12 protein-coding genes are annotated in these 15,946 nt (G+C 39.6%); 7 read left to right on the top strand and 5 right to left on the bottom strand.

Annotation, left to right across the window (positions count from 1 at the left end):
- The first annotated feature begins 36 nt into the window (after positions 1-36).
- The 3 genes from ACQK2H_RS10625 to ACQK2H_RS10615 all read left to right on the top strand — a co-directional run bounded on the left by ACQK2H_RS10625 (position 37) and on the right by ACQK2H_RS10615 (position 4,644).
- Positions 37-2,397 carry a penicillin acylase family protein gene (locus ACQK2H_RS10625; protein ID WP_425391419.1) on the top strand — a complete coding sequence of 787 codons (2,361 nt, stop codon included), beginning with the start codon at positions 37-39 and terminating at the stop codon, positions 2,395-2,397.
- 64 nt (positions 2,398-2,461) lie between these two features.
- Positions 2,462-3,286, top strand: a complete 825-nt coding sequence (locus tag ACQK2H_RS10620; protein ID WP_425391418.1) for a prohibitin family protein — start codon at positions 2,462-2,464, stop codon at positions 3,284-3,286.
- 71 nt (positions 3,287-3,357) lie between these two features.
- Positions 3,358-4,644, top strand: coding sequence for a citrate synthase (locus ACQK2H_RS10615; protein ID WP_425391417.1), 1,287 nt, complete (start codon positions 3,358-3,360; stop codon positions 4,642-4,644).
- A 74-nt stretch (positions 4,645-4,718) separates the two neighbouring features.
- Here the strand turns inward: ACQK2H_RS10615 and ACQK2H_RS10610 are convergent, their stop codons facing one another.
- A complete protein-coding gene (locus ACQK2H_RS10610) occupies positions 4,719-5,204 on the bottom strand; it encodes a nuclear transport factor 2 family protein (RefSeq protein WP_425391416.1) in 486 nt (161 codons plus the stop codon).
- Positions 5,205-5,298: 94 nt separating this feature from the next.
- On the opposite strand from ACQK2H_RS10610, the gene ACQK2H_RS10605 reads away from it, so the two are divergent.
- Positions 5,299-5,688, top strand: coding sequence for a cytidine deaminase (locus ACQK2H_RS10605; RefSeq protein WP_425391415.1), 390 nt, complete (start codon positions 5,299-5,301; stop codon positions 5,686-5,688).
- Here the strand turns inward: ACQK2H_RS10605 and ACQK2H_RS10600 are convergent.
- Positions 5,685-6,185: a hypothetical protein gene (locus tag ACQK2H_RS10600; RefSeq protein ID WP_425391414.1), complete on the bottom strand. Its 501-nt coding sequence runs from the start codon at positions 6,183-6,185 to the stop codon at positions 5,685-5,687. The genes ACQK2H_RS10605 and ACQK2H_RS10600 overlap by 4 nt on opposite strands.
- A gap of 50 nt (positions 6,186-6,235) precedes the next feature.
- Positions 6,236-6,604, bottom strand: coding sequence for a response regulator (locus ACQK2H_RS10595; protein ID WP_425391413.1), 369 nt, complete (start codon positions 6,602-6,604; stop codon positions 6,236-6,238).
- Between the two features lie 297 nt (positions 6,605-6,901).
- On the opposite strand from ACQK2H_RS10595, the gene smc reads away from it, so the two are divergent.
- Genes smc through ACQK2H_RS10580 form a run of 3 tightly spaced genes read left to right on the top strand, consistent with a single transcriptional unit; the run spans position 6,902 to position 12,028 of the window.
- The gene (gene smc, locus ACQK2H_RS10590; protein WP_425391412.1) at positions 6,902-10,423 is read left to right on the top strand and encodes a chromosome segregation protein SMC; all 3,522 of its coding nucleotides are present in this window, start codon (positions 6,902-6,904) and stop codon (positions 10,421-10,423) included.
- Between the two features lie 17 nt (positions 10,424-10,440).
- The gene (locus ACQK2H_RS10585; protein WP_425391411.1) at positions 10,441-11,367 is read left to right on the top strand and encodes a hypothetical protein; all 927 of its coding nucleotides are present in this window, start codon (positions 10,441-10,443) and stop codon (positions 11,365-11,367) included.
- A 58-nt stretch (positions 11,368-11,425) separates the two neighbouring features.
- Complete coding sequence (locus ACQK2H_RS10580; RefSeq protein ID WP_425391410.1) at positions 11,426-12,028, top strand: DinB family protein; 603 nt, start codon at positions 11,426-11,428, stop codon at positions 12,026-12,028.
- A 297-nt stretch (positions 12,029-12,325) separates the two neighbouring features.
- On the opposite strand, the gene ACQK2H_RS10575 is transcribed toward ACQK2H_RS10580, so the two are convergent.
- Positions 12,326-12,802 (bottom strand): hypothetical protein, encoded by a 477-nt coding sequence (locus ACQK2H_RS10575; protein WP_425391409.1) that lies wholly within the window; start codon positions 12,800-12,802, stop codon positions 12,326-12,328.
- The gene (locus tag ACQK2H_RS10570) at positions 12,799-15,930 is read right to left on the bottom strand and encodes a T9SS type A sorting domain-containing protein (protein ID WP_425391408.1); all 3,132 of its coding nucleotides are present in this window, start codon (positions 15,928-15,930) and stop codon (positions 12,799-12,801) included. Before ACQK2H_RS10570 ends, ACQK2H_RS10575 begins: the two co-directional genes overlap by 4 nt.
- Positions 15,931-15,946 lie beyond the last annotated feature (16 nt).

Below are 15,946 nucleotides of genomic sequence, written 5' to 3'. Positions count from 1 at the left end.
GGCGGCTTTTTTATTTTGCCCAAAATTCGTTGATACATGAAACTCATTAAAATAATAGGTGGTATCCTACTTGTGCTCATTCTCGCGATTGCAGGATATTATTTCTATCTAAAATCCACGCTTACACCCTCCTATTCAGGAAACGAAGTTCTGTCAGGATTAACAGGCGAAGCGGAAGTTTACTTCACAGCACATGGAATCCCACATGTTTATGCCGAATCAGATGGAGATGCATACCGGGCATTGGGTTACATTCATGCCAAGGAACGATTGTGGCAGATGGACCTGCTAAGACATGTTGGAAGTGGCACACTATCCGAGCTGTTTGGGTCTGACATGATTGAAAACGACAAATTCCTGAGAACGATGGGATTAAGCAAGTATGCTAGGGAGTCTGCATCTGAATATACCCAAAGGAATCATGAGAGTCTTCCACTCGTAAAAGCCTATCTGGAAGGCATCAACGACTATATAGCGAATAATCCCAAGCCCCTTGAACATACCATACTTGGTTTGGAAATCAAGCCTTTTGAGATTCAGAATATCTTTGAGATTCTGACCTATATGTCGTTCAGTTTTTCTAATGCGCACATTACCGATCCTGTATTGACAGAGCTTAATCAAAAGCTTGACTCTACCTACTTAAACGATTTAAATATCTACCACTATAGCGGAGAATCAACGCTCCCTTCCTTTGATGAGCGATACAGCATTCAATCTGAAAAAACGGTATCCGTCCTTCAATCGATTGGTGTTCCTGAATTTATTGGTAGTAATAGCTGGGTCCTATCTCCAACTAAATCAGCGTCGAGTAAGGTCTTACTATCAAACGACCCACACATTGCTTTTTCACAACCATCTGTGTGGTATGAGTCTCACATAATTGCTCCAAGCAAGGAATATTATGGGTACCATATTCCCGGAGCTCCATTCCCCTTACTCATGCATGCAACAGATCATGCAACCGGGCTGACAATGTTTGAAAATGATGACATGGACTTCTACGTGGAAGAAATCCATCCGGAAGATTCAATGAAATACATGCATAAAGGAGAATGGAAGCAAATTGGACTAAATGAGGAATTAATTCATGTAAAAGGAGAAGAACCAGTCACATTTAACATCAGGTACACTACACACGGTCCCATAGTGTCTGACATTCTAAAAGATGAACCACTGGATGATATCGTCAGCATGTATTGGGTCACCACTAACTTCCCAAACTACATGATGGAAGCCGTATATGGACTGACCTATGGAGCAAACCCGGAGGAGATTGAAATGGCTGCATCTCAGATTCACGGACCAGGATTAAATATCATGTATGGAGACTCATCTGGCAATATTGCCTGGTGGGCTGTAGGTAAACTTCTTAAAAGAAAAGATGAGCGTACAAGCAAAACATTCTATGATGGCTCATCCGGACACTATGATCCTGATAGTGTTTATGCATTTGAAAAAAATCCTCATGCCATTAACCCGCCCTGGGGCTATGTGCACAGCGCTAATAATCAACCGGATACCGTAGATGGTGTGCTATATTCAGGCTATTACCTCCCGGATGATCGAGGTGAACGAATCACACAGCTGCTTGATGACAATAACTCCGTCTCTGTCAATGATGTCAAATCCATGCTAATGGATGATCAATCCGTGATGATGACTGAAGTAAAAGGCATCATGCTTCACGCCATCAAAGACACAGAACAAGGAGAGGTTTTGAGGGATTTACTTAAGTGGGAAGGTAATTTCGACAGAGATGACTTTAGGCCACTCATTTTTCAAAAATGGGTGAATGAAACGTTAAAAGCAGCACAGCTAGATGAAATCGGTACAGATTTATGGCCCATGTACAAACGAACGCATACTTACAAGGTAGCTGCTGAGCATTTAATTAAAAATAAAAACTCCAAGTGGTGGGACATTGATTCTACGTCGGTAATTGAATCCCGAGGTGATATCATTCGAATGGCATTTGAAAAGACTATGGAAGATTTGACAAATCAATGGGGTAATGATTATACACTATGGAATTGGGGCGCTGCTCATTCCTTACGCCATAACCATGCCATGGGTGAAGTCATTAGTTTCTTAAATGTGGGTGATTTTCCGGTTTCCGGTGGAAATGAAGTACTCAATAACATGGGCTACACATACGAAGAGGACAAAAAGCAAACGATCCGTTTTGGGCCATCTACTCGGAGGATTGTAGACTTTTCAGACATTCGGAATAATAGTTGGAGCATCCTCCCTACCGGACAATCCGGAAACTATTTCAGTCCATATTATGATGATCAGGCAGAAATGTTTGCTAACGGAGAATTCCGGAAAATGATGATGGATCACGACGAAATAAAGCGGTCAGAAAATAAAATCGTTTTGACACCAGCTAATTGAACCGAGGGCAGAATTAGCATGTTACCTTTGTGTCACATCTGAAAGTAAACCTTAATCAATACATATGGACAACAGAAAATACTTACCGTTTTTAATTACGGGTATCATTGCCATCATCATTCTCTTCTCGGCAGCCAACAGAATCTTCTTTAGGATTGAGGCCTCAGAGCGAGCAGTACTTTTCAAAACGCTGAGCGGAACTCTTGAAAAGGATAATATCATTGGACCTGGGTGGAATGTAAAAGCCCCATGGAATGAAGTCTACATCTATGAAGTTTCTGAAAACAAAATCGAGGAAACAATGGATGTACTTGATAAGAATGGGTTGAATATTAGCGTAGACGTAACCGTTCGTTTTCATCCAAAATATGATGCCATCGGTACTATCCAGGAAAACTTTCGAGGAGACTATATTCAACGATTAGTGATTCCGGAAGCAAGATCTATTGTAAGACAAGTGATGGGTCGATACACTGCAGAAGAGATTTTCTCTACAAAACGACCTGAAGTTGAGGCTTCTATCAAGGAAGAAACCCGAGAGGTACTTGGAGCTCCTGGCAATGAAGTAGAAATGAAAAGCTTACTTATTCGATCCATTAAGCTACCAGATCAAATCAAACAAGCAATTGAAAACAAACTGAAGCAAGAACAAGAGGCGCTTGCGTATGAGTTTAGGCTGGATAGAGAGAAAAGTGAAGCTGAGCGAAAAAGAATCGCAGCTGAAGGAGAAGCTCAGGCAAATAAAATTATAAACAGTAGTTTGACTCCTGAGTTATTAAGAATGAGAGGAATTGAAGCGACAATGGAAATTGCCAATTCACCTAACTCGAAAGTGATTGTAATTGGAGGTGGAGATGATGGATTGCCTCTTATTCTGAATGGGAACTAACCCTTCAAAATCTGAATTATAATCATTAATTTCGAGGAAATTTTAAATCAGCAAAGAAGAATATTATAAACATGTCAAAAACCGCCCAAATAACCATTGATGGACAAACATATGAGCTGCCGGTTACAGAAGGTAGTGAGCAAGAGAAAGCCATTGATATCAGTTCATTCAGAGGTCAATCCGGAGTTATCACGCTAGACAGAGGATTCAAAAATACCGGCTCTTGTGAAAGTGCAATCACTTTCCTGGACGGTGAAAAGGGAATCTTAAGATATCGTGGATATCCGATCGAACAACTGGCGGATAAATCGACGTTTTTAGAAGTAGCCTATTTGTTGATTCACGGTGAACTGCCTAACAAGCAAACGTTTGAGAAATTTGCCGGAGATATCACTCACCACACATTAGTCAATGAGGATATCAAGAAAATATTGGATGGATTTCCATCTGTAGCCCACCCTATGGGAGTGCTTTCTTCTTTGATCACAGCTCAAACAGCCTTTTACCCAAGCAGTCTTGATCCAAACAGATCAAAAGAAGAAACGGAACTAAGCATCATTCGCCTATTAGCGAAAATGCCAACATTCGCTGCATGGGCTTATAAGAAAAAAGTAGGTCATCCGGTAATCTATCCAAACAACAAAATGGATTACTGTGGCAACTTCCTGAATATGATGTTTGCCCTTCCTGCTGAAGAATACGAAGTAGATCCGGTTGTTGCAAAAGCACTGGATAAACTATTAATTCTACACGCTGACCATGAGCAAAACTGTTCTGCTTCTACTGTACGTATTGTAGGTTCTTCACAAGCGAGTCTTTGGGCTTCTATCTCTGCCGGTATCAATGCGCTTTGGGGTCCGCTACACGGCGGTGCAAACCAGGCAGTAATTGAGATGCTCGAGAATATCAAGGCTGATGGTGGAGACACGAAGAAGTGGATGGCGAAAGCGAAAGACAAAGACGATCCATTTAGATTGATGGGCTTTGGTCACCGGGTTTATAAAAACTTTGATCCTAGAGCTAAGATCATTAAAAAAGCTGCTGACGATGTACTCGAGAAGCTTGGAGTACACGATCCGGTACTTGATATCGCAAAAGGTCTTGAAGAAGAAGCATTAAAAGATCAGTATTTCGTAGATCGTAAGCTTTATCCAAACGTAGACTTCTACTCAGGTATTATCTACAGAGCACTTGGAATTCCTACCGACATGTTCACGGTAATGTTCGCTCTAGGTAGACTGCCTGGATGGATTGCTCAGTGGAAAGAAATGAGAGAGATGGGTGAGCCAATTGGACGACCAAGACAGGTTTATACCGGAGAAAACGAAAGAGATTACGTAGAAGTGTCTGATAGATAATAGCAGTCAAAATATCAAAAAACCCTGACTTGATCACAAGTCAGGTTTTTTTATGTCCTAAGCTTTCTAATCAATTACTGTTCGGGAGCCATAGGAAATGTTTCTTCTTTCACACCACTAACATGGCTGCTAATTGCCTTCCATTGCCCATTTTCTTTTACCAATACATTACTCGATTTATACGTGGTGATATATGCTTCACCACCCTCAACTCCTTTCATAGTACCTGTTCCTGAAATCACGGCAGTGCCATTGTCAAATAAATCTAACCTGGTGATCTCATAGTTAAATTCATCATGACTAGGCGCATAATTGCTGATATAGTCTAATTCATCAGCTTTTGTAAAGCTGTCCCCATTATCGTCCATCATTTCAAACTTTGCATGCAGCAATTGATTCAATAAAGCAGTATCCTGCTCATTATAGGCTTTTGGCCACAGCACTGTTTTAAATTCACGCAATGTCTCTTCATCCTGATCTGTGATTACTACCGGGTTGGTAGATGGAGTGGTGCACTGTACCATTAGGAGCACCAGGCAAACAATAGAAAAGTACTTCATATTAACTATTTGAATTTTGATTTTTACGTAAGCTAATAAAAATAGCTTCAGCAGAAGAGGGATCAAATTATTTAGGATTTCATTAACATTGAGTATGTCAGAAAATATACTGAAGGAAAAAGCCAGGGAAGCTGCCTCAAGAGCCTATGCCCCTTATAGCAACTTTAAGGTAGGGTGTGCATTGCTCACTAAATCAGGCAATGTTTATACCGGATGCAATGTTGAAAACGCATCGTACGGACTTACGGTTTGCGCCGAAAGAAATGCAATTGCCAATGCTATTAATGCAGAGGGAGCTATTGAAATAGCTAAAATTGTTGTTTATACTCCTACATCTGAACCTACTCCACCATGTGGTGCCTGTAGGCAGGTTATACATGAGTTTGGTGATCCTGAGGTAATGAGTTATTGCGAAGAAGATCAATCCAATAAACACAAATTGAATGACCTCTTGCCTTATGCTTTTAAATTAAAAAGGGATTAATACTTCCTATTGAGTATTTCACTATAAATAACAGCCTTCTTTGCTTCAGTAGAATTAAGACCATCCCTGATTTCATCTGCAATCGTCCATTCCTCGTCCTCTTCCTCATGTTTGGATCCTTTAAAAAGGCTTGGACTATGGAAATTCTCATCCGGCTTAAATTCTAAATCAGCACCTTCAGCCATTTTTATTGACTCCTCGTAAATCTTCTTGCTTTCCTCATCCGCAAATGATCTTCTTTCGCCCTCTAGTCGAATGTTTTCTTCTTCTATATCCTTTTTCACAACCATCGGTTCCTGCTTCACAGGAGGTTGCTCTTCCTCAGTCCTTCCTTCGGTAATTTCCCTGAGTAAATCTTCAAAAGATTTTGGCTGACTTGGTTTTGGAGGATTATTCTCTGATCCCGGACGAGATGGTTGTTCCTTCTTTTTCTTACCTCTTGTAAGAAAATAGATTACTGCTGCTATGATATACCACCAAAAACTAAAATCGTCCATGAGGCTAATTTATAGCATAGCAATTATAAGACCGGCAGGTTTTGTAAGGTTTATTCGTTGATAGTGGATTTCAACGTAGTAATGATGTTCTCTTTATCAAAAGGCTTACTGAAGTAGCCCACAATGAGGTTTTGATCGATAGCATCCACTACTTCCTGTGCTCCACCGTATCCGGTTAGCAGGAAGCATGGCAAATCCTCTTTGGTTTCCTTTACCTTGGTAATGAATTCAATGCCATCCATTTCCGGCATTCGCACATCACTAACAATTGCTTTGATTTCTTCGTGATTCTGAATTAACTCCAGCGCCTCTGAACCAGAAGTAGCGTTTAGGATTTCAAACTCATTCTTAAAGTTGAATTCAAACAATGTGATATTGAATTGGTCATCATCTACGTAAAGAATGGTGGGTTTCTCCATATTGTTTTACTTGCTATCTGGTATATTAAAAATACAGGACTTTTATCAAAAAGTTAAGCTTCACTCCCATTTGCTTTTGGGATGTTACAATAATGCAACTAAGAATTGAAATTCCCTTAATTCATTCGATTAATCTTCTAAATAATTACATGAAAAATCAAACTTTGCATATTTAATACGAATCTGGGGATAAAAGGTGGATAAATCATTCAAACAAATTGCTTTTTAGAACTAGCAGTTGCCACTTAATCTTATATTTTTGTCGGCTTCCACCTTAATGAATCGATAGATTTATTCATGCAATTAACCAAGTTAGAGATAAAGGGCTTTAAAAGTTTCGCCGACCGGGTTGTCATCAATTTTAATGATGGCATTACGGGTATTGTAGGTCCCAATGGATGTGGGAAATCCAACGTGGTGGACTCTATTAGATGGGTGCTGGGTGAGCAAAAGTCACGAGTATTACGCTCCGATAAAATGGAGAACGTAATTTTCAATGGTACTAAAGCAAGAAAGCCCACTCAGCTTGCTGAAGTCTCTCTAACGTTTGACAACACAAAGAACCTCATTCCAACCGAATATTCTCAAGTTACCATTACCAGGAGATACTATCGTTCCGGTGAAAGCGAGTACCTGCTAAATGGTGTAACCTGTCGGTTGAAAGATATAACCAACCTGTTTTTAGATACCGGAATTGCCTCAAATAGTTATGCCATCATTGAGCTAAAGATGGTCGATGATATTCTAAACGATAAAGACAACTCGAGGAGGGCATTGTTCGAAGAAGCCGCGGGTATATCCAAATTTAAGATTCGTAAGAAAGAAACGCTCAAAAAACTAAGTGATACAGATGCGGATTTAGAGCGTGTGGAAGATCTGCTTTTTGAAATAGAGAAGAACCTAAAATCTCTCGAAAGGCAAGCTACTCAGGCTAAGAAATATTATGAGCTTAAGGATGATTATAAAAACTCTAGCATTGCCCTTGCTAAAAAAGCGATGGACAATCAGCAAAAACACTTTGATACCATCCAGACGCAGATAAAAGAAGAAAATGACAAGAGACTAGCTCTTAATTCTTTAGTAAGTGAAAAGGAAGCGGCGATTGAAAAAGCAAAAGCTGATCTAATTACTAAAGAAAAACTGTTATCCTCCAGACAAAAGACACTTAATGAGCACGTAAGTAAAATCAGACAGTACGAAAGCGACAAGAAGATTAAAAACGAGCGTCAGAAATTTCTTCATGATAAAATTGACTCTCTCAAGGAGCAAATCAGCCAGGATAAACAAAGCAGTGAGCGAGCCGCAGTATCATTGGAAGGCTTGAGAAATGAAGCCAGGGAGGCAGAAAAAGAAGTAACCACACTCCTCTCTAAAGTTGAGTCATTAAAAACTGACTATGAATCCCAGAAAGGGCTTACCACTGAGGCTCAGGAAAAACTTAACTCACTAAACGCGTATCTCTCAGAAAAGAAGGAAAAAAGATTTCAATTAAGTAAAGAGATTGAAATCAAAGACATTCAGCTCAAATCAATGATGCATGAGCTGAGCAAAACCAGTGAAGATACCAGTGAGAAAAGTGCCAACCTGGAGGAGTTCAAGCAACGACTTGAGGAGATAGCAAAAGAAAAGAATGAAAAGCAAGTTCAATATGATCGGCTAAAAGAAAGTGAAGAAGCATTAAAGGATCAAATTGCTGAGGCAGAAGAACAGCTTTCAAAAACCCGAGAAGAGCTTACGAACGTGAACCGAACGCTGGACGCTCGGCAAAATGAATTTAGCCTCACAAAATCACTGGTTGATAATTTAGAGGGTTTTCCTGAGGCTATTAAGTTTCTGAAAAAGAATCCACAGTGGAAAGACGCCCCACTCCTTTCTGATGTATTGAGCTGTCCGGAAGAATATCGGGTAGCTATCGAAAATTTCCTTGAGCCCTTTATGAACTACTACATTGTAGATAATAAAGAAGATGCACTCAAGGCAGTCAATCTATTAAGTGAATCTACTCGCGGAAAGGCTAATTTCTTTATCCTGGATCAACTGAAGAGCGTTTCTTCGGAAAGTGTAGCAGCACCTGCAGGCACAAAGCATGCACTGGAACTGATTGATTATGATTCCAGGTATGAAAACCTGATTAAACATCTGCTTTGGAATGTTTTCATAACACCAAACCCTAGCTATGAAGGCAATGAAAATGTAGTGCTTCTTGATAAAGAAGGTAAAGTCACTTTCAGAAAATATAGCATATCCGGTGGTTCTATCGGTCTTTTTGAAGGCAAGCGAATTGGACGTGCAAAAAACCTTGAAAAGCTTGAAAAAGAAATAAAGGAGCTTAAAAAGAAACAGGCAGAGTTTGAGAAGAAAATCGGAACTCATCAAAGCAAGCTGGAGGAGTTAAAGCAGTCTTCTAAAACACCACAACTTGAAGAAGTGAAAGAGGAGCTCGCGAAGATCAAAGAAATGGAGGTTTCTGTACTGACGAAGCAGGAACAGTTCATTGAGCTTCTCACTTCAAACAAAAACAGAAGAGAAGACATACAGCTTCAGATCAAAGAACTGGAAGAGTCCCTCCAATCACTCAGACCTCAGGCAGAAAAAGAGCAAAATGAGCTATCGGAACTTGAAAACAGCGTAGAAGCTAAAAAGGAAGAAACGCTTGAGCTACAGGAGGCTTTAGACCTAAAATCGGCAGCATACAATGAAGAGAATGTAGTCTTTCATCAAAAGCAAAATAAACTCAATAGTATACTGCAAGAGATTTCTTTCAAAGAAGAATCATATGAAGCCTCATTAGAGAGAATTGAGAAAAATCGTGAAGAGCTGGAAAATGCCACTGCCAACCTCAACGAACTGGTAAAAAAGAGCACTGCAAGTGATGACGAGCTAGTTTCAATGTATGAGGAAAAGGAAACGCTTGAATCAGGGGTAAATGAAGCCGAGAAAGAATACTATGAGGCTAGAGGTATTATTGATGAGGAAGAAAAGAATTTAAGAGAAACACAACGCAAACGAGAAGGGATTGATCATGCATTAATGGAGTGGCAAAACAAACTCAACGATGCTAAAATGGGGCTCAATTCAGTAAAAGATCGCTTGTCTGTAGAGTTCAACATAAACCTCGAAAACATCAAGGATGAGGATGTTGAAGACTACAAAAAATTCACTGAAGATGAGCTAAGAAACAAGGTTGATAAACTTCGAAACAGGCTCGATAACATGGGGCCGATAAACCCTATGGCAATGGAAGCGTTCGAAGAAATACAAGAAAGACACACCTTTATTACCGAGCAAAAAGAAGATCTTTTAAATGCAAAAGAATCATTGCTTACCACAATAGGCGAAATAGATGAGGTTGCAAAAGAAACCTTTATGAATGCCTTCCATGAGATTAAGGATAATTTCATAAAAGTTTTCCGCACACTATTTACCGAGGAAGATGACTGTGATTTGATCCTTACCAATCCGGATCAGCCGCTTGAAAGCTCAATCGATATCATTGCTAAACCAAAAGGTAAAAGACCACTAACCATTAATCAGTTGTCAGGAGGAGAAAAAACACTTACTGCCACCTCCCTCCTTTTCTCTATCTATCTATTGAAACCTGCTCCATTCTGTATATTTGATGAGGTAGATGCTCCACTAGATGATGCAAACATTGATAAATTCAATGAAATAATTCGTAAATTTTCAGAGGAGTCACAATTCATCATTGTTACACATAATAAGAGAACAATGGCTAGTACTGATGTAATATATGGTGTAACAATGCAGGAACAAGGAGTTTCTAAGGTGGTTCCAGTAGATTTGCGTGAGCTTGCTTAAAATAGGAATATAGAGATATGAAAATCTTCTCAAAAGCTGTCATTATTCTCATTGTACTGGTTGTCGCCTCCTGTGAAACACAAAAAGCGAATAACCAAACCCAGAGGCCTGCAGCAGAGAGTTCTATTACAAACAGTATCCGAGTCTTCGATTATCAACCCGAGAAACCTCAAAATGGTGAATTAAATGCCGTTATTGAGGTAGGCTCTTTAGGGCTTAACTATTTCATTATTGAAATTGATGATGAAGCACGCTGGGTCTTAAAAAAGCAAGAATTCGGAAGAAGTAACATCATTTATGGAGCAAATTCCACCACAGAAATTGAATCAAACATTAAAAAATACAAGCAGGATATTACAGCCTTTGGTGTTAGTCCTAAGAACATTTATTGTGTAGTAAGTTCAAGTGTTATTAAAGAAAATATCAATGACCTGACCTCCAGAATTTCTAATTTGGATATTACAACTGTTACGATGACACCAGAGAACGAAGCTAAATATGCGATGATCTCAACAATACCAAGGGAGTTTATGGAAGAGTCATTTATGGTAGATGTAGGCTCTGGAAACACAAAACTTGCATGGGTTAATAGTGCAGACACCTCAACAATTGAAATACATGGATCCAAATATTTTCTAGGAGACGTTCGGGATACTACCGTATTTCGGGAAGTAAGAGACGCACTACTTGAAGTGCCCAAAGAGAATAGGAACCTCTGTTTTATTCTGGGTGGTATCATTTATGAGTTCGCAAAAGAAAAAATCGACAATGAGGACCGTCGCTATTATGTACTTGAATCTCCAGGCGATTATCCAACCAACAACGAGAAACTGAAAGCAGGAAATGTGATTTACAGTGCGCTGTATTTAGAACCTACCTATTCTTACATATTTGATAGTGAATCTAATTTCTCAATTGGCTACCTGGTAAGTTTAAAAAAATAACTTTCTATTCCCGTCCAATTTTTCTTTTTCATTCGTCTTGCTAAAAACGAATGTAATTATGAAGAAAATCACAATCCCATTACTATGCTTGATTTGGAGCATTAGCTGTTTAGGACAAAATCCCATCAGTTCTGAGGAACGTAAATCAGCAATTAATCACCTTAAAACTTCACAAAATGAGTTACTTAACCTACTTGATGGGTTGAGCGAAGAACAAATCAACTACCGACCAGGTAACGGTGAATGGACTATCTATGAGTGTTTAGAGCATATAGCTATCTCCGAAAAGAACCTTATGGGTATGGTACAAATGAGTCTTAAAGAAAATCCAGACCCAAGAAAGCAAGACGATGTAGCAATGAGCGACGAACAGCTTTTAGCATTGATTACAAGCAGAGATCAAAAGGTTAAGACACGCGAGGAGTTTGAGCCTACCGATAGTTTTGGAGGCTTTAATGAAACACTGAAAACGTTTAAAGACCGGAGGAAAGCGAATATAAAGTTCGTAAAATCAACGGATAAAAGCCTCAGAAATTATTATATGCAATTCCCTTTCGGCATAATTGATTCATATCAGGGAGTTCTGTTTATGTCCGGACATACTCAAAGACATGCAGGACAAATAAAAGAGATAATTGAAAGTGAGGGCTTTCCGGGGTAAATCACTTAAAAATAGGCTCAGTTATGAAATCTGAGCCTATAGCTTATTAACCTTATTTCTTAATTTTTCAATTCCCTTTCTAGAAATTAAGTCACTGGATTCAGGTGAATTCAAATGAATCTCAGCTAATTCAAGAAGTACTCTTGAAATTTTGCTCTTGTTAAAGGTTTGAGACTTGTCGGTTCTGTAAGATGGTAGAATAGATAGGTTCATAGCAAATCGATTATTAATTGCTAATCTCACTGCTTTGAAAGTGAATATCAATACCAGTTTTTTGGTATTTTAAGTACCCTAATTCTATTCTTCAATTGAAAATCGTGCTTCCAGCTTAGTCGCTGAAGACTCATCTCCCTTCACTACATAAAGCACCCGAAATAGACCTGATGAAGCCTCATTCCTTTGAGTGATCATTCCATTATCAGAAGACACGCATTTTTCTAGCATTCTATCCCATGAAAAAATAAAAGAACCATTTTTTTCAATTGACCTCTCAGTTGGAGGCGCTGGACAAGGAGCACCACAATCACAATAAAGTAACTCTAGCTTTTCCCAGTTTTCTCCAGTCCACTTCTCAATAACCGGCTCAAGTGGCTTCAACAGAACAATTTCTCCATCACTTACATTCTTAAATTTGATTAATACTTCCTCGTCAGAAATATTCCGCTCTGCCTCAACTAGCAAATTTTGCTTGCTTATTTCTTCAGGTGCATTCACCGCTGATGTAGTGGCTTTGCACCCAAATAAAAGAGCTATAGATATTAGCAAGTATCTCATTTCTTAATTATTGTCTTAGTTATTTGCTGGCCCTGAACGTTCATGCTAACCATGTAAACACCGGTTGGTAGTGTGGAGATGTCAAACTTCACTTTTCCAGAAGTAAGCTCCGGCTCTAAATCAATTCTCTGCCCTGATACATTCACAATCTCAATAGTTGAATGAGAATCAATTCCTTCCAGTGTAAATTGGTTTGTTACAGGATTTGGATAAAGCCTTATTTCAGGGCTATCTATAGCCAACGGATCCAATGTAACCGTCCCTGCATCTGAATAGTCCGAAAGGCCGGCACTGTTTCTAGCAGCAACACGATAATAATAAGTACCGCTTAGTCTGTTAATAACTGTAATACTTAAATCAGATACGATTCGAGTTTGATATCCGGGTACAAAAGAGGTAAAGTCACTGTCTTCAGAAATATCTAACACAAACTGCTCTACCTCATCATCCACGGACCAGTTTATGGTAAACTGACTAGATGATACGTCTGTAGGATCTTCTAAGGTAGGTATACCGGGTAAACTCAGTAAGTCATATTCAACTACTCGAGAATCTCCTTTGATAAGGGAAGTAGCATAGACTCTATAAAATATCCTGGCATTTGTAGCTGGATTAGCATCAACAAATGATGTTGCGTCAGCTTCAAGTGTAGCGATCACAGAAAAAGAAGAATTATCACCAACCGATCGTTCTACAATGTAATTTTCCTCTGCTACGCTGTTATCAGTCCAAGTAAGGTTGATCACCTCTCCTTCTTGTTCAGCAATTAAACCTGAAGGAGTGGCCAGCCCATCGAATACATTAGAAGTGTAAACTCCTCGACCATGTGTCGCAACCACAACAAGCTTATCGCTTGATCTATATTGGAGCATATCGCAACGTACATTGGCCAGGTTATCTGAAGATTGTTCCCAACCCGGCTCATCGGCGGAAATGCTACTTGTAGACCAAACACCTAATTCAGTAGCTAGCAGAACTTCTTCAGTATTCTCAGGATTAAACAACGCCCATCTTACTGGCATATCAGGCAGACTACCGTCTGCATCCTTATCTTGCCATGTTTCACCACCATCAGTCGTATACCAAACGGACGAAACACCATAATTTGAGAAAGTAACAATCAATTCATCATCTGTAGATCCAATATCTATGCTTGACACATAGCCTGCAGTTGATATCCCTGAAGAAATAAGTGTTACTGATGCCATATCATGTGCTTCATCCACTCTATAAACTCCGCCATTTCCGGTTCCAATGAATATTCTATTTTCCTCTATTGCATCCGCTCTTATTGCAGATATAATTTCAGCATTTAGACTTAAAGAAACAGTCTCTTGAGCTTCAGGTGTTCCGGTTACATTAAGTACTCTTTTTAATTCATCCTCGTCTCCGGCTGAATAGAGAATATCAGCTGTATTATCATAGTCGGCAGGGTTAATAAACCTTCCTGAACTACTACTAGCCAAGGTTCCTATTTGTCCCCCAGATCCATTAAGTAAGTAATAATTATTTCTGATATATGAGGAAATCTGAAAGTTTGGATCATCTTGATCTATAAAGCAGAAAGCCCCATCACCACCGGTAACCTCTACAGTGGAAAGCCCACCTGAATTGCTGAATCTTTGCGTACCATTATCTTGAGCTCCTGCCAAATAATAGTTCTCATCAGCTTCATTTTTTGCTGCCACCGCGTAAAACTGTGTGACATTGTAATCTTTGTTCCGATCTTCAAAGGAAGGATTTGTGGAGATTCCTAAATCCGCTGTATAACTTACTCCTCCATCACTACCAATTACTGCCTGATTAGGATTTCCAGGTCTGAATACGATATTATGGATATCTGCATGAACATAAGGACCACATGAGTTACCCGGACCAGTCCAATACGAGACTTCAGACATATTTTCTCCTCCGTCTCCAGTTCGCAACACATTAATACCTCCTGCTGCCACTACATCAGGATTAGTTGGACTCACTGCTAAGGCTAAATCGTACCATGCCTGACCTCTAGTGAAATCATTGCCACTTTCAGAGCAATCCTGACCTCTATATTGTGGGACTGTTAAATCAGTCCAATTGCTTCCACCATCTTCAGATTTCTTAAACCAGGAAATATTGCTACCATTGGTTGCCACGGCATATAAAACCGTAGAAGATGTTTCGCTACTAGCAGAAGCTGCAACAGCAACCTCCACTCGCTCTTGACTCTCCCCTGTTGGTGAAATATCAGTCCAGGTATTTCCATCATCAATTGATCTGTAGATTCCTCCGGAAGAAAACAGACCAAGTGTTGCATAAATATCTCCATTCGAAGCGATATCAAGATCATTGGCCCTCGAACTCGACCCATTGCTGGTAGATGAGCTTAAAACTTCTGACCATGAAGAACCACCATCAATTGATCTTTGCACTCCGCCATCTCTAGTTGAAGCCAGTATCGTCCCATCAGCAGTCACTACTATTCGTTGGACATAATTGAATACGGAATTGCTGGTTGCTTCTAATTGGGTCCAGGTGTCTCCACCATCAGTGGATTTAAAAATACCTGCACCTCTTACCGCGTCACCATTAAAATACCCCTCTCCGGTTCCCGCATAAAAAGTCTCTGTATTTGTGGGATCATATGCTAGAGTAGTCACAGCCAAATTGGCCATGAAGTCATCTACATTTTGCCAGGATGAATTTTCGTCGATCACATCTTCATTAAACCAAATACCGCCAGCAACACCTGCTGCCCAAAGTTTTTTGTTTTCTGAATCATTTGGATCCCACATCAATGCCCTGGTTCTACCTCCGACATTATTAGGACCTCTTTCTGTCCAATTGACTCCTGGTATAGCTCCTCTCCCTCTATCTGCCTTCTGGAGTTTCATTTTATTAAATGCATTAACTAGCTTCTGAACAGGGACGGTTCTTGTTTTTGGATCCACTGTCATTAAGAAGTTTTGTTGCATGGCTAGATCAGGACGATCTTTTTTAGCTATTCCCTCCCATTCATCCATTTGCATTGGTGAATTATATGGATGGTTTTTAAGGAAATCAGAAAATGATTCTTGGGTAGAAGAATACTTGTTAATAGTAAGGCCCACGATTACAGCAAGGCCAGTAAGGATTAATGTTTTTCTCATAATAAATAATAAACCG

Origin of the sequence: Ekhidna sp., assembly GCF_965228795.1 — a bacterium.
Lineage (GTDB): Bacteria > Bacteroidota > Bacteroidia > Cytophagales > Cyclobacteriaceae > Ekhidna.
The sequence above is the reverse complement of the archived record's forward strand: the minus strand, read 5'-3'. Positions and strand labels throughout refer to the sequence as shown.

What these genes read in the sequence shown, in the direction of transcription:
- ACQK2H_RS10600 (WP_425391414.1), bottom strand. Translation starts at nt 6,185, where the DNA reads ATGGACGATTTTAGTTTTTGGTGGTATATCATAGCAGCAGTAATCTAT.
- ACQK2H_RS10620 (WP_425391418.1), top strand. Translation starts at nt 2,462, where the DNA reads ATGGACAACAGAAAATACTTACCGTTTTTAATTACGGGTATCATTGCC.
- ACQK2H_RS10580 (WP_425391410.1), top strand. Translation starts at nt 11,426, where the DNA reads ATGAAGAAAATCACAATCCCATTACTATGCTTGATTTGGAGCATTAGC.
- ACQK2H_RS10585 (WP_425391411.1), top strand. Translation starts at nt 10,441, where the DNA reads ATGAAAATCTTCTCAAAAGCTGTCATTATTCTCATTGTACTGGTTGTC.
- smc (WP_425391412.1), top strand. Translation starts at nt 6,902, where the DNA reads ATGCAATTAACCAAGTTAGAGATAAAGGGCTTTAAAAGTTTCGCCGAC.
- ACQK2H_RS10615 (WP_425391417.1), top strand. Translation starts at nt 3,358, where the DNA reads ATGTCAAAAACCGCCCAAATAACCATTGATGGACAAACATATGAGCTG.
- ACQK2H_RS10575 (WP_425391409.1), bottom strand. Translation starts at nt 12,802, where the DNA reads ATGAGATACTTGCTAATATCTATAGCTCTTTTATTTGGGTGCAAAGCC.
- ACQK2H_RS10570 (WP_425391408.1), bottom strand. Translation starts at nt 15,930, where the DNA reads ATGAGAAAAACATTAATCCTTACTGGCCTTGCTGTAATCGTGGGCCTT.
- ACQK2H_RS10625 (WP_425391419.1), top strand. Translation starts at nt 37, where the DNA reads ATGAAACTCATTAAAATAATAGGTGGTATCCTACTTGTGCTCATTCTC.
- ACQK2H_RS10610 (WP_425391416.1), bottom strand. Translation starts at nt 5,204, where the DNA reads ATGAAGTACTTTTCTATTGTTTGCCTGGTGCTCCTAATGGTACAGTGC.
- ACQK2H_RS10605 (WP_425391415.1), top strand. Translation starts at nt 5,299, where the DNA reads ATGTCAGAAAATATACTGAAGGAAAAAGCCAGGGAAGCTGCCTCAAGA.
- ACQK2H_RS10595 (WP_425391413.1), bottom strand. Translation starts at nt 6,604, where the DNA reads ATGGAGAAACCCACCATTCTTTACGTAGATGATGACCAATTCAATATC.